Annotated in this window: 17 protein-coding genes; 2 read left to right on the top strand and 15 right to left on the bottom strand. The window is 44.3% G+C overall.

The genetic code is table 11. The features are described 5' to 3' along the window. Positions 1-31 precede the first annotated feature (31 nt). Complete coding sequence (locus P8596_RS07670; protein WP_156477355.1) at positions 32-283, bottom strand: hypothetical protein; 252 nt, start codon at positions 281-283, stop codon at positions 32-34. Positions 284-578: 295 nt separating this feature from the next. Here P8596_RS07670 and P8596_RS07665 point away from each other — a divergent pair, with 295 nt between their 5' ends. Further along, positions 579-797 carry an alpha/beta-type small acid-soluble spore protein gene (locus P8596_RS07665; protein ID WP_034763234.1) on the top strand — a complete coding sequence of 73 codons (219 nt, stop codon included), beginning with the start codon at positions 579-581 and terminating at the stop codon, positions 795-797. 91 nt (positions 798-888) lie between these two features. On the opposite strand, the gene fumC is transcribed toward P8596_RS07665, so the two are convergent. The 4 genes from fumC to P8596_RS07645 form a co-directional block, all read right to left on the bottom strand. Further along, positions 889-2,274, bottom strand: coding sequence for a class II fumarate hydratase (gene fumC, locus P8596_RS07660; RefSeq protein ID WP_061811099.1), 1,386 nt, complete (start codon positions 2,272-2,274; stop codon positions 889-891). Positions 2,275-2,427: 153 nt separating this feature from the next. Further along, positions 2,428-3,162, bottom strand: coding sequence for an amino acid ABC transporter ATP-binding protein (locus tag P8596_RS07655; RefSeq protein WP_061811098.1), 735 nt, complete (start codon positions 3,160-3,162; stop codon positions 2,428-2,430). 18 nt (positions 3,163-3,180) lie between these two features. Next, positions 3,181-3,876: an amino acid ABC transporter permease gene (locus P8596_RS07650; RefSeq protein WP_261751510.1), complete on the bottom strand. Its 696-nt coding sequence runs from the start codon at positions 3,874-3,876 to the stop codon at positions 3,181-3,183. After that, positions 3,860-4,675 (bottom strand): amino acid ABC transporter substrate-binding protein, encoded by an 816-nt coding sequence (locus tag P8596_RS07645; protein WP_279726531.1) that lies wholly within the window; start codon positions 4,673-4,675, stop codon positions 3,860-3,862. The genes P8596_RS07650 and P8596_RS07645 overlap by 17 nt, the downstream gene beginning before the upstream one ends. A 199-nt stretch (positions 4,676-4,874) precedes the next feature. Between P8596_RS07645 and P8596_RS07640 the strand changes: the two genes are divergently transcribed. Beyond that, positions 4,875-5,483 carry an NAD(P)-dependent oxidoreductase gene (locus P8596_RS07640; protein WP_254653535.1) on the top strand — a complete coding sequence of 203 codons (609 nt, stop codon included), beginning with the start codon at positions 4,875-4,877 and terminating at the stop codon, positions 5,481-5,483. A 44-nt stretch (positions 5,484-5,527) separates the two neighbouring features. On the opposite strand, the gene P8596_RS07635 is transcribed toward P8596_RS07640, so the two are convergent. The 10 genes from P8596_RS07635 to yfcC all read right to left on the bottom strand — a co-directional run bounded on the left by P8596_RS07635 (position 5,528) and on the right by yfcC (position 17,049). Continuing rightward, positions 5,528-6,013 carry an endolytic transglycosylase MltG gene (locus P8596_RS07635; protein WP_224520553.1) on the bottom strand — a complete coding sequence of 162 codons (486 nt, stop codon included), beginning with the start codon at positions 6,011-6,013 and terminating at the stop codon, positions 5,528-5,530. Next, on the bottom strand, positions 6,010-6,387 hold the full coding sequence (locus P8596_RS07630) for a hypothetical protein (RefSeq protein WP_279726529.1): 378 nt from the start codon (positions 6,385-6,387) through the stop codon (positions 6,010-6,012). Before P8596_RS07630 ends, P8596_RS07635 begins: the two co-directional genes overlap by 4 nt. Before the next feature lie 211 nt (positions 6,388-6,598). After that, positions 6,599-8,617 (bottom strand): ABC transporter ATP-binding protein, encoded by a 2,019-nt coding sequence (locus P8596_RS07625; protein WP_279726527.1) that lies wholly within the window; start codon positions 8,615-8,617, stop codon positions 6,599-6,601. Beyond that, positions 8,614-10,371, bottom strand: a complete 1,758-nt coding sequence (locus tag P8596_RS07620; protein ID WP_061811092.1) for an ABC transporter ATP-binding protein — start codon at positions 10,369-10,371, stop codon at positions 8,614-8,616. Before P8596_RS07620 ends, P8596_RS07625 begins: the two co-directional genes overlap by 4 nt. 555 nt (positions 10,372-10,926) lie before the next feature. Beyond that, on the bottom strand, positions 10,927-11,241 hold the full coding sequence (locus tag P8596_RS07615) for a YbjQ family protein (RefSeq protein WP_061811091.1): 315 nt from the start codon (positions 11,239-11,241) through the stop codon (positions 10,927-10,929). A gap of 199 nt (positions 11,242-11,440) precedes the next feature. Beyond that, positions 11,441-11,758: a YxlC family protein gene (locus P8596_RS07605; protein ID WP_279726526.1), complete on the bottom strand. Its 318-nt coding sequence runs from the start codon at positions 11,756-11,758 to the stop codon at positions 11,441-11,443. Further along, the gene (sigY, locus tag P8596_RS07600; RefSeq protein WP_254653532.1) at positions 11,742-12,275 is read right to left on the bottom strand and encodes an RNA polymerase sigma factor SigY; all 534 of its coding nucleotides are present in this window, start codon (positions 12,273-12,275) and stop codon (positions 11,742-11,744) included. The genes P8596_RS07605 and sigY overlap by 17 nt, the downstream gene beginning before the upstream one ends. A 422-nt stretch (positions 12,276-12,697) precedes the next feature. After that, the gene (locus tag P8596_RS07595; protein WP_061811088.1) at positions 12,698-13,966 is read right to left on the bottom strand and encodes an MFS transporter; all 1,269 of its coding nucleotides are present in this window, start codon (positions 13,964-13,966) and stop codon (positions 12,698-12,700) included. A gap of 328 nt (positions 13,967-14,294) precedes the next feature. Next, the gene (iadA, locus tag P8596_RS07590; RefSeq protein ID WP_224520561.1) at positions 14,295-15,470 is read right to left on the bottom strand and encodes a beta-aspartyl-peptidase; all 1,176 of its coding nucleotides are present in this window, start codon (positions 15,468-15,470) and stop codon (positions 14,295-14,297) included. A gap of 76 nt (positions 15,471-15,546) precedes the next feature. Continuing rightward, entirely contained in the window at positions 15,547-17,049 is a 1,503-nt protein-coding gene (gene yfcC / locus P8596_RS07585; RefSeq protein ID WP_224520562.1) for a putative basic amino acid antiporter YfcC, read from the bottom strand. Positions 17,050-17,098: the final 49 nt, after the last annotated feature.

Below are 17,098 nucleotides of genomic sequence, written 5' to 3'. Positions count from 1 at the left end.
GCACCCTGTTTTTAGGGTGCGCCATTCTTTATTAAAATTCCGTCAGGTCTATACTTTTCCCTTCCTCATCTCCACACCGGATGCATGTAAAAAGATGAAGGCAGGTATCAGAGCAGCTGCTATTCGGAATGCCGTCGGCTAATTGCACGTGCTGTATATCCATATACGCACTATACTCATCGTAAAAATCATAATATCTACCCTGATCCGTTGTCGAGTCTCCACACTTCTTGCAAAGTCCCCTGTATTCAACGATCCCGTTACATAATGCGCAAGCTTTCATGATGTGTCACCATACTTTCAATCTAAATCTTTGTATAGTGTTATCCTTTTTACAATCATGGTGATTTATGTAGAAAACTTGCAGGGATTTAATAGGAATAAATTCCCTGTCATCCCCTTGAATATAATTCTTCAGAGAAACCATAATACCTAGTAACAAGGCAGCAACAAGCCTTCACTAAACCCCACTCGATGGGTTACACCATATGAAGATGGTCGCTCATGGAATAGCGTGCTGGTGCAATCCCAGCTAACCCAACCAAAAAAACTTATACATTCTAAGGAGATGACAGATTATGCAACAGCAACAATCTCGCAGCAATTCATCTAACCAACTAGTAGCTCCAGGAGCTCAACAAGCAATCGACCAAATGAAGTACGAAATCGCTTCTGAATTTGGCGTACAATTAGGACCAGATGCAACAGCTCGTGCTAACGGTTCTGTAGGTGGAGAAATTACTAAACGCCTGGTTCAAATGGCTGAACAACAAATCGGTGGCGGGTACCAAAAATAATCACCAATTTAATATGATTGGATAAAACTCCCGGTCTTTTAGGCCGGGAGTTTCATTATGTCTTAAATAGTTTCCAGTCCATGCTTTCCCATCATTTATTATGAACCATAGCTGCCGGATCGATCCATTTATCATACTGTTCTTCTGTCAAATAGCCTGACTTGAGGGCCGCTTCTTTCAATGTTGATCCTTCTTGATGGGCCTTCTTCGCAATTTCTGCCGCCTTCTCATAACCGATGTGGGGATTTAAAGCGGTAACGAGCATGAGGGATCTTTGCACAAAGTCTTCAATGACGTCACGATTCGCCTCTAGTCCCTTTACACATTTATCGTTGAAGGATTTTATTCCATCTGAAAGCAGCCTAACGGATTGCATCATATTATAGATGATGACCGGTTTGAAAACATTCAGCTCGAAGTTCCCCTGACTGGCGGCAAAACCTATGGCTGCATCGTTTCCGAAGACTTGGGTCGCGACCATGGTCACGGCTTCACTTTGTGTCGGGTTCACTTTCCCCGGCATGATGGAGCTGCCTGGTTCATTGGCAGGTATCGTCATTTCTCCTATGCCGCTTCGGGGACCGCTTGAAAGCCATCTGACGTCATTCGCAATTTTCATAAGATCTGCTGCCAATGCCTTAATGGCACCGTGGACGTACACGATTTCATCATGGGATGTCAGGGCATGAAACTTATTATCAGATGAAGCAAACTTGATGCCTGTCTGTACTTCTAATTGGGCCGCAACCTTGCTGCCAAAGGTCGGATCTGCATTGATCCCCGTTCCTACTGCCGTTCCCCCGATGGCAAGATTGACCAAGCGCTGTACACTTTCCCTTGTCATGCTATAGGATTTTTCCATCATGGAACGCCATCCACTGATTTCCTGCCCGAGAGTCAACGGCGTAGCATCCTGAAGATGGGTACGGCCGATTTTTATAATATCCTGAAATTGATCCTCTTTCTCTTTCAATGTTGCAATGAATTCCTGAAGCACGGGAAACAGCTTGGATTCGATTTCCTGATACGCCGCTACGTGCATGGCCGTCGGGAATGTATCATTGGAACTTTGAGACATGTTCACATCATCGTTGGGATGGACCCTCTCCTCAGAGCCATTTTCTCCGAGAAGTTCATTGGCTCGATAAGCCACTACTTCATTTACATTCATATTGGACTGTGTACCGCTTCCCGTCTGCCATACGACCAGTGGAAAATGGTCATCCCACTTCCCTTCCAAAATCTCATCACATGCCTTTCCAATCGCCCTCATCTTCCCTTCAGGAAGCTTTCCGAATGAATGATTGACGACTGCAGCCGCTTTTTTCAACTGTGCAAAGGCATATGTAACCTCAATGGGCATCTTCTCAGTACCGATCTGGAAGTTTTCCTTACTCCGTTGAGTCTGAGCCCCCCAATATTTTTCCTTTGGTACCTTCATTTCTCCTATCGTGTCACGTTCAATACGGTATTCCATTGTCATTCCTCCCTGTAAATGATCCAACTACTACCATATTTCCACTAAAACGTTCCCTCTAACCTTTTTGTGAAAAGTTTATTAGATTTAGCTGACGATATGAATAAAACCTAAAAAAAGATGAATGAGCCCACGCCCATTCATCTTCTCACTTTATTGTATTAAGTTAAGGAATTGCTTCGTACGTTCATTCTTTGGATTTTCAAACACTTCCTGTGGAGGACCTTCTTCGACGATATAGCCCCCATCCATGAAGATGACCTTATCGGCCGCTTCTTGGGCAAATCTCATTTCATGGGTGACGACGACCATGGTCATCCCCTCTTCGGCAAGGTCTTTCATGACTTTCAATACCTCGCCAACCAGTTCGGGATCAAGCGCTGAAGTGGGCTCGTCGAAGAGCATCACTTCCGGCTCGATGGCGAGGGCCCTAGCAATGCCGACCCTCTGCTGCTGCCCACCTGAAAGCTGGAATGGATAATAATCAATCTTATCACCAAGACCGACTTTTTCAAGCAGTTTGATGGCCTTTTCGCGCATCTCGGATTTTTTTCGTTTCTGTACAACGGTCGGTCCTTCCATGACGTTTTCGAGTGCAGTCATGTGAGGGAACAGATTATAGTTCTGAAATACCATCCCTGTTTTTCTTCTTAGGTTGATAAGCTCCTGTTTGGTTACCTTTTTATTGAAATCAACGGTGGAACCGCCTATCGAAACAGTACCGTCATTCGGGATTTCAAGGGCATTCAAGCAGCGGAGGAACGTTGTCTTTCCTGAACCAGAAGGACCGATCAGGACGATGACCTGTCCTTTTTCGACTTCTACATTCATACCTTTTAATACTTCTAACTGATCAAATCGTTTTGTTAATCCTTTAATGGAAATCATGTTCAATCTCCTTTTATATTACTTGGCAATGTACCGATCCAGTCGGTTCTCTATACGACCTTGTATAATGGATAAAATAAAGCAGATGACCCAGTAAAGCAGCGCTGCTTCCATGTACATAAGTAAAAACTCATAGTTGGTAGCCGCAATTTCCTGTGCCTTCCTGAACATTTCCGTCACTAGAATCAAGGAAGCAAGTGACGTATCCTTCACCAGACTGATGAAAGAATTGGATAACGGAGGAATGGATACCCGTGTTGCCTGCGGCAGGATGATTCTCTTTAAAGCTTGAGAATACGTCATGCCGATGGAATAGCCGGCTTCCCATTGTCCTTTCGGGATCGATTGAATCGCGGCACGGACGATTTCGGACGAATATGCACCTTTATTTAATGAGAAAGCGATGATGGCAGAAGGGAACGGATCGAACTTGATTCCCAAAGTAGGTAACCCATAGAAAATGATAAATAATTGAACGAGTAAAGGGGTCCCTCTTATCGCAGATACATAAAACCTTGCAATCCCACGTAAGATTGATATATTTGACAGACGGGCAAGAGCAGTCAGAACAGCCAGGATCATCCCTAAAGCAAATGAAATGAGCGTTAGAGGTATAGAATAATACAAAGCCCCCTCTAACATCGGAAGCAGGGAGCTTTGCAAAATATCAATCATTGCTTGAGGATCCTGGTAAATGCTACTTAGGAGATACATCTTCTCCGAACCACTTATCAGAGATCTCTTTGTACGTACCGTCTTCCATCATTTCCTCTAACGCTTTATTCACTTCTTCTACCAGCTTGTCATTGCCTTTACGGAACATCAGGCCACTTTGACCAGCGTCTTCAGCTTCTGCGGCAATTTTCACATTGGCATTCGGCTGTTTCTTCAGGTAATCAAGGATTGAAATCTTATCATTCACTGTTACATCCACTCGGCCTTGCTCAAGTAATTGGATGGATTGTGACAGACCTTCCACCCCTTGAATTTTCGCACCATTTTTTTCAGCGATATCGCGGTAGTTACTAGTCAGGGATTGAGCAGAAGTCAATCCTTTGATGTCCTCAAATGAAGTAACATCTTTGTTGTCTTTCGATACAACCACTACTGCACTTGATTCAATATAGGGTTTAGAGAAATCATATTTCTTCTCACGGTCTTCACGAATTCCCACCTGGTTTGCAATCATATCGAAACGCTTGGAATTCAAACCTTCAAACATTGCATCCCATTGTGTTTCCTGGAATTCCGCTTCGACACCGAGTCGCTTCGCTACTTCACGGGCGATTTCTACGTCAAACCCGGTCAGCTTTCCTGATTCGTCATGGAATGTGAAAGGAGGATATGTACCTTCCGTCCCGACAAGTAATTCTCCATCTTCCTTTACCTTATCGAAAAGGGATGTCTCTTTCGAATCACCGTTTGATTCTTCTTTATCTTTAGATTGACCACATGCAGCTAATACCATGGATAAAGCGATTAGCATGATGATGGATAATTTCCACTTTTTCATTGTATAACCCCCACTATTCTTATCGGATTTAAATTTGTTACGAATGTCATCATAAAACGTTACCAGAGATAAGTCAACATAAAAGTTTCCTACCCGAGTTTTTTTTCACGTCTTTAGTATGTATCCTTGAATACACAAACATGTAAAAATTTCCGATTATACGTTACACTAATTTTAAAGAAAAATAGGAGGGCACGATATGAAAATTGCTTTATTCGGCAGTACGGGCCGAGTTGGTTCCGTCGTCTTTCAACGGGCTATATCAGAATATGAAGTAAATCGATTGGTACGGAGAGGCAGCGGACAGGACGCTCCCGGCACGGAAATAATCGGGGATGTGTTGAACGAAGGAGATGTGATGAAGACCATCGAAGGCTCGGAGGCCGTGGTCAGCTGCCTGAATACAGATAAGGAGGATGTACTCACAAAAAGCATGCCGATCCTGTTAAAAGCCATGAGAAGCTATGGGGTAAAACGGATCATTACGTGCGGGACGGCGGGCATCCTCCAGGCGAGGTCGGAGGATGGTCTTTACCGTTTTCAGTCGAGTGAATCGAAACGGAGAAGCACAACCGCGGCCGAAGACCACCTAAGGGCCTTTCTCATGCTTCAGGCATCCGAAATGGACTGGACCATCGTTTGCCCCACTTATTTGCCGGATGGGGAACGGATCGGGAATTATCGAACGGAAAGAGATGTACTTCCAGAAGGCGGTAGCAGCATTTCCAAGTACGACACAGGAGATTTCATATACAAACAACTGTCAGACCTGTCCTTCATCAAAAGCCGGGTCGGGATCTGTTATTGAGTATGGGATAAAAAAACGGGACTGATAGCAGTCCCGTTTTCCTATTATTTAAAGATGGCCGAAATGATTTCGTCCGTGGTCATTCCACTTTCGACATCAAAGGTACCTGGGCGCAGCTCGTTCTCAAGCCCCCGCTTTTCTACCTCTTTATAGAAATCCAACCCATCTTTTATGATATTGGCTTGTTCCAAAGCGTTTCCTACGTCGATGCTTGTCATACCGGTAGAAACGGTGAGCATCGTTTTGTAGACCACCTTGCCGTCATCTTTCTTATCCGATGCTTTCTCTTCTTGATTTTCATTCATGGCTTTCAGCTGCTTGTTCCACTGGTCTTCAGTATGTATGACATAGCCTTTTGAAGTCAGCTTCTTCACCATTTCATCCTCTGTCAGCTTTTGCACTTCAGCAGGTTCTTCTTTTCCGGTACTGCTTGCTTCAGAAGGACCGAAAAGATACACAGCCCCAATCAAAGAGGTGGCGATCAAGATCCCTCCAGCAAAGCTCCGCAATGAATTCGATGTCACTGTCATTGTGCCACTAAGCTCCTTTCACCCTTTTGAGCCATAAATGGCGCAAGCATATGCTCCACTTCATTAGGCTTAAGCTTTGTTTTACCTGCAATGCTTTCAATGGAATAGCCTCTTTTATACAAATCTAACATTTCACGAAGCATCTCTCGTTCTTCTGATTCAGCGGGTGCAGCCCCTGCCTGTTGAGCAGTGATTTCCGCATCCAGTTGAATATTTCTTAATTGCATTTCCAGTCCATGCACCTCATTCAAAACATTGATCGATACATGCTCTATCTGTTGCTCAAGCTTTGAGTTGGTTTGTGTCGTTTTAATAAACGATAAAATGAGCAGCACAACTGCTGACCCAAATAAAATGGCGATTGCCCATCCCATCTTAGGATCCTCCCTTTATGAAACTTTTTTATCAATTAAATTATACATTGATAATGACGAAATTTCGATTTAAAACGACAAAATACCACGAAAGTCCTGTTTTCTTAACAGGAAATTGTATTTATACATGGATAATTCCCCGTAACATCAGTATATTTTCAAGTTTAAAAGAAAAAGCATCCGACTACTATCGTCAGATGCCCTTTCTCTTCTACCCTGCCAGATTCTCTTTTGATCCCTGCTGGAGCTGATACATTTGATAATAACGGCCAAGCCTTTTCATTAATTCATCATGATTCCCACGTTCAACGATTTCGCCTCGATCTAATACAAGGATTTGATCCGCTTCCTTGATCGTGGATAATCTGTGAGCGATGATGAAGGTCGTACGGCCCTTTTTCAGGACTTCCATCGCTTCCTGGATGATCGCCTCAGTCTCTGTATCGATGCTTGATGTCGCTTCATCGAGAATCAGGATCGCTGGATTAAAGGCCAATGCACGTGCAAAGGATATCAGTTGGCGTTGACCGGATGAAAGGGTGCTGCCTTTCTCGATCACCGGTTCATCATATCCATTCTCCAGGTTTTTGAACACTTTTTCCGCTCCTACAGCATTGAGTGCCGCCTCCACCTGCTCCCTTGAAATCCTTGGATCATCGAGACTGACATTCGAAGCGATCGTCCCTGTGAACAAATAAGGATCCTGCAAGACGATTCCCATATGTTCCCGAATCGTTTGATAGGGAATATCGACAATGTCTTTTCCATCAATCCGGATTTTCCCTTCATTGCTATCATAGAAACGGAATAACAGATTCATGATCGAGCTTTTTCCTGAACCCGTATGTCCCACCAAGGCAACGGTTTCCCCTTTATTCGCTTCAAACGTAATATCTTTCAATACATATTCATTCTCTTTATATCCAAAGAATACATGCTCAAAGCTTACATTCCCGTCATACCTGCTCATTTTACCATCTTCCACAGGAGTCCCCGTCTCTTCAAGCAACTGGAAAACCCGTTCTCCCGCAACAAGTGCCTGTTCAAGATTGGCAAGCTGATTCACGATCCCTGTCACCGGCTGGAACAACCGGTTGATGTAGTCCACAAAGGCATAAAGGACGCCGAGGGTGACAGCAGATCCCACTCCGATCGATGCTCCTCCGAAATACCATATGAACGCTACGAAGGTGATATTCCTCAGTACCCCTACAAGGTTATGGGAGGTCATTGAATTTAAGCTTAATAGCTTATTTTGATAGTTGAAGTGGGTTTCGTTCAGATCTTCGAATTCTTCGTTCGTTTTCTTCTCCCTGCTGAAAGCCTGTATGATGTTCATGCCCTGTATGGATTCATTGATCATGGCATTGATATCACTCACTTTCGATCTGATGATATGATTGTATTTCGACGCATAAATTCGGTAAAGATACGTCCACACAACCAGGATCGGTATCAGGATCAAGCAGATGGCCGCTAATTTTGAATCAAGGATAAAGAGTGCAATGTAAATACCGATAATATAAATCGTACTGGAGAAAAACGTTGATAGTACGGTTACATACAGGTCCCTGATTGCTTCGGTGTCGTTTGTGATCCTTGCAACGACCTTCCCTGCCGGAAGATTATCGAAATAGCGGATCGGAAGCTTCTGGATGTGTTGAAACACATCATTACGCATCTTTTGTATCACACGGTTTGCCGCCTTCTGAAGGTAAAACCGCTGGCCGTATTGGAAAAAAGCCGCGACGACAAGCAAGCCGAAATAAAAGGCAATCAATCGGATGATCCTAGGGATTTCAGGATTATAGAACTTGAGAAGCTCATCCCCTGTTAATTTCTTGGCGGGATAAGTTTCTGATTCCCCGCCTTTCGTGATCGTCATCTCCCCCGATGACACCGATCGTTCCCCGTCAAAGGAAACGTTGGCAGGGACGAAATAAAACGCTCTGCCAACCTGAAGGATACGGACGTCTTCCCCTTTTGTTTCTCCATCACTGAAATATTGATCACGTTTATACCAAGTACCCTCATAAGGTACAGCTTCTTTTCCCTCAACCGTTTCATACCAGGTCGATTCAATCCCGAGGATATGATCATCAATCAGTTTCTTGGCTATGAATGGACCGGCAAGTTCCGCCGCCACTGATACACTGAGCATCAAGAGGGCAGCTATGATGATTTTCTTATAAATGAGGGCATATTCGGTTAGTTTTCTTCCGACTTTCATGCGCCCACCTCCTCTGGTGAGGAATCTTCAACTTGTTGGCGGTCAAATTGTTCTTTATACCAACCGCCATTCCCGAGGAGCACTTCATGTACCCCTTCTTCTACCACTTTCCCATCCTCGAAAACGATGATCCAGTCAGCATGCTGAACCGCCGAGAGACGATGAGTCGTAATAATCGTTGTTTTTCCTTCACGTTCTGTTCGTATATTGTCTATGATCTTTGCTTCTGTCTTGGCATCTACTGCCGATAATGAGTCATCAAGGATAAGGATTTCAGGGTTCTTGATGAGGGCTCTTGCAATCGAAATCCGTTGTTTCTGGCCACCCGAGAGAGCCACACCCTTCTCCCCTACAAGGGTGGTCAACCCATCAGGCAGCATGTCGAGGTCCTTCTTGAAATCAGCCAATTCTATCGCCTTTTCCAAATCTTCCTCTGTTGCATCATGCTTTCCGAATAGAATATTTTCCCTTACAGTTCTGGAAAAAAGAACATGATCTTGTGGGACATACCCGATCCAATCCCTTACCTGCTGAATGGACAAGTCATCAATCGGGATACCTCCGATGGATAAGGAACCACTTCCCGCAGGATATTCACGGAGAAGCTGCTTGATGAAAGTCGTCTTACCGCTTCCTGTCTTCCCGACTATCCCGAGGGTTCCTCCTTGATGAATGTTCACATTGATGTTGGATAGGTTCAGTACCTGTGAGGAAGGATATTTGAAGTCCACATCCTTAAATCCGATCTGTTCCGGGGAATCGATCGATTTAGGATTTTCTCTATCCTGTACGTCCTGGACATAATCGAGTGTCTCCTGAACCCGATCGAGGGATGCATTCCCCCGCTGCATCACATTGATCAATTCACCGATTGCAAACATCGGCCAGATCAACATTCCCAGATACACATTAAAGGAAACCAGCTGTCCCAAGGTAATGCTCTGGTGGAATACCAGATACGCGCCATAACCCAATCCGATTAAGTAACTTAATCCAACGAGGACTTTTATGGTCGGTTCAAACAAAGAGTCGATCTTCGCAACACCGATATTTTTGTTATACACATCTTCCGTCATATCACCGAAACGATTTTCATCTGCCCTTTCCTGTACGTAAGCCCGGATGACCCTGACCCCTGCAATCGACTCAAGAACTTTATCATTCAGGTCTCCGAATGCATCCTGAGCTTCGGTGAACCGTTTATGGATTCTTGCACCATATACCTTCATTAACAAAGCCATGATCGGCAAAGGTAAAACGGCCGCTATCGTCAGTTTCCAGCTGATGAGAAACCCCATCGTAAACAGGATCGTTAACATGAACACGCTCGAATCGATCAACGTCAGGACACCGAAACCCGCCGTGATTGAAATCGCCTTTAAATCATTCGTCGCCCTTGCCATTAAATCACCCGTCCGATTCTTCTCAAAGAACGTCGGGGTCATCTTTAAGAGGTGACCCATGAATTTACTGCGCAGCTTCCTTTCAACGAGAAAGGCCCCACCAAACAATTGATACATCCACACATACGTCATCCCATACGATATGATGGCAATCCCGGCAATCATCCAAAGGTACTTCCCCACCACATCCCAGGTCATCGCACCGAGGTGAATGTCATCGATGGCATTCCCCACAAGCTTCGGAGGGATCACATCAAGGATCCCTACAATCGTCAATAGAATGATCGCCACCGTATACCTTTTCCAATTTTCAATAAAGAACCATGATAATTTCTTAAAAATACTAAACATCCCAGTCTACCTCCCCATGTTGACTTTCTTTACTATCCGCCTTCTGTCTCCACAGCAGACATCATCTTCTTCATTTGAACCATTACCATCATCTTTTCCTCCTTCATAAATGAATAATCTATGTGTGATCAAGGGTGCCCTTGGGTCCACCGCTAAGCGATAACATACAAAAGACGGACGTCACAGGACAGTCAGAATCGCATTCCCCAGGTGGGGGTGATTCTGTTGTGCCTTATAGACGTCCGTCTTCATGAATGGACATAAAAAAGCACAGATTATAAACATAACCTGTGCTCGTGAATTCATATGAAATCATTAAGGAGTTACCGGTCATGTGATGATATGAAATTGATTTGAAAAGCCGCTGTTGCTCCTTGAGATCCATTCACTTTCATCATCACAAACCCTCCATTCGTTACCGTTTTTTATTCCATTAATAACCATACTACAGGACCTTAATTGTGTCAATATTATTTTTATTGATAATTTTCTATATACTATATGATTTTCTTCTGTATTCGGTAACCATCTTTCCTCTATTTCACTACAGTCTTATCATTCAACAGTGACCGCCGTACCATAAGCAATGATTTCAGAAGCGTTCTGCATGACGGAGGATGTTTCGAGACGAACAGCCACCACTGCATTCGCTCCTAATTGAGAGGCTTCCGCTTTCATGCGGTCAATAGCCTGCTTTCTTGCTTCCTCCATCAGTTCGCTGTATTCACTGATTTCACCGCCGATGATGGTCTTTAAACCTGCAATGATATCCTTTCCGATATGCTTAGCCTGTACCGTACTTCCCCTCACGAATCCCTTCAATTCCTTGATTTCCTTTCCTGGTACATAATCTGTGGTTACAATGATCATGATTTTCTCTCCCCTTTTCTCCTAAAAACTTTTTTCGCGAATATGAAATAAAAAATGATGGGCACCGGGCACTGAATCAGCCCCCAAATCCCCCAGAACCAATACTGATGTCCACTCCTACGTGCATCGATGAATAAATAGATGCTTTGGACCAAAAGAAGGGGAATGACAATCGGCAAGATATAAAGCTCTTCTCTTGTCATGTCCTTTTCACCTTTTTCGTATAAGTCAATCCAATAAATATCGAAGCTCCTGCGAAAATGAGAACCTGAAGGAGAAGAAATAGAATCGGCATTTGAAACAAAGTAAGGGAGAAAACGGTCAGTAGGCAGCAAGCAAGAAGAAGAAAGAGTATCAAATCTCGTTTAAACCTTGCTTTTAACTGCTCTTGCTGATCCTCGACCAATTGCTCAAACCATTGAAGGGACGGAGTACTTTGATCTACTTCACGATCAATGGACCGAAAGCCTTCCTCTATCAATTCCTTTAGTTCATCCTGTTCATGTTTGTTGTTCATCTATTTTCAACTCCTTTCTCATCCTTGTAATTCCGTGATGGACCCTGGATTTAACGGTCCCAGGCGGCAGATCCGTCATTTGACCGATCTCTTCGTATGAGTATCCATAATAGTGCTTCAATATGATAGGAAGCCTCGCCTCATCTGAAAGTCGTCCCAGTGCGGCTAATGCATCATTCCACTCTTCGTTTCTAGATTCCATTTCCCACTTGAGCTTTCTACCATTCATTTCTTCCCTCTGCCAATCCTTTTCTCTTTTGCTTTTGCGCTGAAGATCGATATACCGATTGGTGGCAATCGTGATCAGCCAGGAGGAAAATTTGGATTTCCCGTTGTATTGATGGATTTTCTCCACACATTTAGCCATTGTGTCCTGAGCAAGCTCTTCTGCCAGATCACGATTCATCGTTACTTTGATCAAATACTTCACTAAAAAGGGGTAATGTTCTCTAAATAGAAGAGCAAAGGCTTCATGGTTCCCTTTTTTCGCTTGCTTAATCCATTTTTTCTCTTCCATCCTTTACTGTCCTTTCTATCCCCCGGCAGGTGAGTTCATTGATAAGACGTACATGAAGAAAAAACGTTCATAAAATGATTATACTTTTTAAAAATAATTTTCATTCTTTTTATAATAGCGGTTTATTAAACATTTTTACTGTTAAAGAAGCGAGTGCTGGTTGATTTCCGCTACAGGTGCTCGCTTTCCGCGGGGCTGGCGGTGAGCCTCCTCGGCTACGCCTGCGGGGTCTCACCTGTCCAGCGTTTCCCGCAGGAGTCGAGCACCCTCCGTTCCAATCAACTATCAAAGCATATTTACTTATGAGTAAAGGAAAAATCATTTTTTCCTTCCAAACCACATTATTTTCAAACGATTGAAGAGGTTTATAATATAAAAAACCCCTACTGAATCATCTTGCCCAATTCAGCAGGGATGTTTCTTTAACTATTTAAAACGGCAGAATGTGGTTCTTCTTCCTTTACGTATTTAGGCAGGATGATGGTGTAGAATACGGCTACGATGATGAGGCAGCCTCCGACGAGCCAGTAGAGCATTTCAACTGTGATCACAGACGGGAATGTCATAGCGATGACTCCCAGGGTGATCGATTGTGACAGCATCATAAGGGGATTGATCCATCCCTGTACCCTCCCCATCATCTTTGGGTCAATGATACTCGGCATCCATCCCCCGATTGCAATGTTCACAAGTGGCAATCCCAGTGCAGCAATGAAAATGATCATCAGGAAAAGCCAGGTGGTCGGGGCAAACGATGCTGCGATGATAAAGGTACCCGATATCACGAGACCTGCCACGATCAATACATGAAATTTGAATTTTTGGGTGAGCATGGAGGAGAAGATACTTCCGATCAGCACTCCTGCCCCGAAGGCTACCCCTAATAGAATGGAATATTCTTCATAGGAATCGGGAGCCAATTTATATTTCAATATAAAAATAGGGATGACCGCAAATCCACCGTTCACAATGCCGAATACGATAAACCCTCCAATCAATGATAGGAGCAGCTTATGATTGAAAATATATTTCATTCCTTCTGTAAAGTCTTTAGTCACAGATTGAATGTTCAAATCTTTCCAGGAATGCTTCCCATTTGGGAGCCTGACTTCTTCCGGAATGACACATTTCTTAATCAGGATGGCAGAGATCACAAAGGTAACGAAGTCAACCGCAATGGCACCGTAAATCCCTGTCGTCCAATAGACAAAGATGGCAACGGCATTTCCGAGTAGCATAAACAAGCTCATAACCATTTGGTTGAGTCCGGCAGCTGTAGAATAATCATCCTTTGAGAGGACCCCCTGCAGGATTCCTTGTTCTGCCGGGAAGAAAAATTTCTGGACACCGCTTCTTAGGAAGAGAACCGTAAAGATGAGCGGAAGCCAGCCTATGAAGATGGCACCGAATAATAATAATGTGAGAATAGCACTGATTGTATCACAGTGATAGGCAATTTTTTGGCGGTCCAATCTGTCAGCGAACACACCTACAAGGAAAAACACGAGAAGAGTCGGGAGTGAATACATCATTTCCGTAATCGATGCATACATGGGCTGCTCAGAAAAGCGATCCAGCAGATAAAACATAAACGCTGTCAGGCCAATCACACTTCCCATATGCGAAGTAAAGTTAGCGAAGAATAATTTTAAAAATATTGGATTTTTAAAGATTTCAATCATTTTTTTCATAACATCCGTCCCCCATCAATAAGTAACTATCTTTATCATATGGAAATGACCTTAAGGACAGTAGGGGCTTCTGGTGGTTTTTTCCTCCGTCTCGGGTCGGATAAGGTTTAGGCGCCTCTACAAAAAGGGGAATGATTTTTCGTTTCGCTGATATATTCGGTATTTCGCTGATAAAAGTAATGTTTTCGCTGAAATATTCGGAATTCCGCTGATATATTCCAGATTTCGCTGATAAAATGAAGATTTCACACGAACCGCTCTAAGCGAGCATCCAATTTCAATAAAAATAGCCCGGAGCACCAAGGCTCCGGGCTATCCTTTCTTTCCATCACTGTTCAAATGTCCCTTTCACGATTGCTTCCCCGTTTTCCACCATCAATTTCCCTCTGGCGAAAACCGTATTCACGTCAAGGGTTTCCTGATCCAAAAGGACAAGATCAGCGTCCTTTTCGACTTCCACGCGACCTTTTTGCTTTAGTTTCAGGATTTTCGCAGGATTCGAGGTAATGACCCTGATCGCTGTTTCCAAAGGGATGTTTTCCATCAGAACGGCATCCCTCACTTCTTTATAGAGGCTTGACACCTGACCGATCTGCAGTCCGATCAGCTCTCCATCACTATCAAAATTCGGCAGACTTGCTTGTCCATCGGAGGTATAGGTGATTTGTTCCACCGGTACGCCCGCATCGAGCATGCGTTTAAGCGCTTGACTGCATTTCACTTCCCCGTCTTCCAAAAACTGAGGGATGGTACTTGTTGTAAAGTCTACATAGCCGCCTTTAAGTGCATATTGGATCCCTGCTTCAAAAAGATGGGCATTCCGGTTGATGTGAGTCGGATAGAACTGCTTGATCGGAATATCCGTCGTCTCGACAATCTCTTCCAGCAGGTTCAAGTGATCATAACTATCCCCGACGTGGATATTTACAATCCCGGCTTTCCCCGACAACATCCCTCCAATCCTTGCGGCGGAAGTAATTTTCGCTAACTCGTTTACCGTCGGCTGAGATGAGCGGTGATCGGCTATCGCCACTTCACCCACTCCAATGATTCTATCGACTAAGATGATATCATCCTCAATCTTTCCGGTTAGGGTTTTCAAAGGTACCTGGTATGAACCGGTTTGCGTATAACAGGTAATCCCTTCTTCCTCCAGCCCCTTCGCTTTGGCTATGAGGCTTGCCATCGTCCTCGTCGTCCCGTCTGTGCCGATGACACCGACAAGGGTGGTGATTCCTGAGAGCGTGGCCTGAGTCAATTGGATTTCAGGGGTTCTTGTACGGAAGCTCCCTTCGCCTCCTCCGCCCATAATATGGACATGTGAGTCGATGAATCCGGGTACAACATACTTCCCGGTTGCATCCACCACTTTTATATCCACAAATTGACCGGGAAGTTCAATCTTGTCTTCAATGAAACCTATTTTATCCCCTACCAGGAGGATATCCTTTTTCCCTAGATATGCTGGAGCATAAACTTCCCCGTTTTGAATTAATGTCAGCATGATGTTTGCTCCTTTCATTTCATGTTAATGACCAAGCCGGGGCCAGAAAGGCGGACCCGGCACAAACGTTCAAAAATTAGAATCCGATGAGTGTGGCCGTAATCACAAAGATGGATGACAGTACGAATAGAATGAGCATGAATTTAATGATGAATTTAGCCCACACACCCCAATCGACCCGCGCTGCCCCGAGTGTACCCATAAGGGCTGCAGAAGTCGGAACCAGGATATTCGTTAATCCATCCCCCAGTTGGAAAGCCAGTACCGATACTTGGCGCGTGACGCCTGCGATATCGGAAAGCGGGGCCATCAATGGCATCGTGAGCGCTGCTTGACCGGACCCGGAAACCACGAAGAAGTTGAATACAGATTGGAATACATACATACACCATGCTGAGATGGCTTCCGGGAAATCACCGACTACCTGCCCCGCACCATATAATACCGTGTTCAATACAGAGGGTGCATCCGGTGCGTCTCCACCAAGGATGATGACGATCCCTTTCGCCATCCCGACCACCAAAGCTGCAGGCAGAAGATCTTTCGCTCCGTCGATGAAGCCGTTTGCTACATCATCCCAACTCATTCCATTTAATTTAAACAGAACCCCGATGACCCCTGCAACTAAACCAATGGTAAAGAATTGGCTTGCAATCTCAGGAATATAATAAGCATGTTCCACGACCCCCCAAATGATCCAGGCGATCCCCACTACTACTGTAAGAATGACGAGTGTATGTCCCAAAGTGAACTTCGCATGTAAGTTTTCCACTTTACCTTCTTTCCTGAAATATTCATCCGTTTTGTAAGAAAGGCTTCGTTTAGGATCCTTCTTGATCGCATTGGCATATCTCCAAGTGTAAATGATTCCGACAAGAGTAAAGACGATCCACATGACAATACGGAAGCCGGCACCTGATAGAACCGGTACACCGGAAACCCCTTGAGCGATCGCTACCCCGAATGGATTCATCCACGATGTGGCAAACCCGATCTGAGTGGCAACATACGTGATCATGATCCCCGTGATGGCATCATATCCAATGGCAATCATGATCGGAACGAGGATCATGGCAAAGGCAATGGCCTCTTCCCCCATTCCAAAGACGGCCCCCCCTAATGAAAATAAGAAGAACATGATCGGAATGATAAGGGACTCCTTCCCTTTGGTCCGATCGATCACCTTGAGGATCCCTTCTTCGATCGCCCTTGTTTTCATGATGATTCCGAAGGCTCCCCCGATAATGAGGATAAAGGCCACTACCCCTACGGCCGAGCCCCATTTATCTCCTGATACAAGACCTTCAAATACATAATTCAGGAAACCGATCCCACCACCAGGTTCAAAAAGGCTTGTTCCTTCCCTGATGAGGTTTCCATCATCATCTTTTAAATAACTGAACGAATCCGGATCCAGGACTGTTTTGGTTTGTTCTTCCCCATCCTGCATATACGTGATTTCTTCTGTAGCAAATTGCCCCTTAGGTATGACATACGTTAAAATGGCAGCCGCAAGTACGACGAAAAACACAATGATAAACGTATGCGGTACCTTCCAAGCTTTTTGTTCTTTCTCCATTTTTTATCCCCCCGTTTAACAGATTAATAACCTTCATTTTCTTATATGC

The sequence above is a fragment of the Rossellomorea sp. DA94 genome (genome assembly GCF_029834455.1).
In the GTDB taxonomy this organism is placed as follows: Bacteria; Bacillota; Bacilli; order Bacillales; family Bacillaceae_B; genus Rossellomorea; species Rossellomorea vietnamensis.
The sequence above is the reverse complement of the archived record's forward strand: the minus strand, read 5'-3'. Positions and strand labels throughout refer to the sequence as shown.

What these genes read in the sequence shown, in the direction of transcription:
- P8596_RS07670 (WP_156477355.1), bottom strand. Translation starts at nt 283, where the DNA reads ATGAAAGCTTGCGCATTATGTAACGGGATCGTTGAATACAGGGGACTT.
- P8596_RS07665 (WP_034763234.1), top strand. Translation starts at nt 579, where the DNA reads ATGCAACAGCAACAATCTCGCAGCAATTCATCTAACCAACTAGTAGCT.
- fumC (WP_061811099.1), bottom strand. Translation starts at nt 2,274, where the DNA reads ATGGAATACCGTATTGAACGTGACACGATAGGAGAAATGAAGGTACCA.
- P8596_RS07655 (WP_061811098.1), bottom strand. Translation starts at nt 3,162, where the DNA reads ATGATTTCCATTAAAGGATTAACAAAACGATTTGATCAGTTAGAAGTA.
- P8596_RS07650 (WP_261751510.1), bottom strand. Translation starts at nt 3,876, where the DNA reads ATGTATCTCCTAAGTAGCATTTACCAGGATCCTCAAGCAATGATTGAT.
- P8596_RS07645 (WP_279726531.1), bottom strand. Translation starts at nt 4,675, where the DNA reads ATGAAAAAGTGGAAATTATCCATCATCATGCTAATCGCTTTATCCATG.
- P8596_RS07640 (WP_254653535.1), top strand. Translation starts at nt 4,875, where the DNA reads ATGAAAATTGCTTTATTCGGCAGTACGGGCCGAGTTGGTTCCGTCGTC.
- P8596_RS07635 (WP_224520553.1), bottom strand. Translation starts at nt 6,013, where the DNA reads ATGACAGTGACATCGAATTCATTGCGGAGCTTTGCTGGAGGGATCTTG.
- P8596_RS07630 (WP_279726529.1), bottom strand. Translation starts at nt 6,387, where the DNA reads ATGGGATGGGCAATCGCCATTTTATTTGGGTCAGCAGTTGTGCTGCTC.
- P8596_RS07625 (WP_279726527.1), bottom strand. Translation starts at nt 8,617, where the DNA reads ATGAAAGTCGGAAGAAAACTAACCGAATATGCCCTCATTTATAAGAAA.
- P8596_RS07620 (WP_061811092.1), bottom strand. Translation starts at nt 10,371, where the DNA reads ATGTTTAGTATTTTTAAGAAATTATCATGGTTCTTTATTGAAAATTGG.
- P8596_RS07615 (WP_061811091.1), bottom strand. Translation starts at nt 11,241, where the DNA reads ATGATCATTGTAACCACAGATTATGTACCAGGAAAGGAAATCAAGGAA.
- P8596_RS07605 (WP_279726526.1), bottom strand. Translation starts at nt 11,758, where the DNA reads ATGAACAACAAACATGAACAGGATGAACTAAAGGAATTGATAGAGGAA.
- sigY (WP_254653532.1), bottom strand. Translation starts at nt 12,275, where the DNA reads ATGGAAGAGAAAAAATGGATTAAGCAAGCGAAAAAAGGGAACCATGAA.
- P8596_RS07595 (WP_061811088.1), bottom strand. Translation starts at nt 13,966, where the DNA reads ATGAAAAAAATGATTGAAATCTTTAAAAATCCAATATTTTTAAAATTA.
- iadA (WP_224520561.1), bottom strand. Translation starts at nt 15,470, where the DNA reads ATGCTGACATTAATTCAAAACGGGGAAGTTTATGCTCCAGCATATCTA.
- yfcC (WP_224520562.1), bottom strand. Translation starts at nt 17,049, where the DNA reads ATGGAGAAAGAACAAAAAGCTTGGAAGGTACCGCATACGTTTATCATT.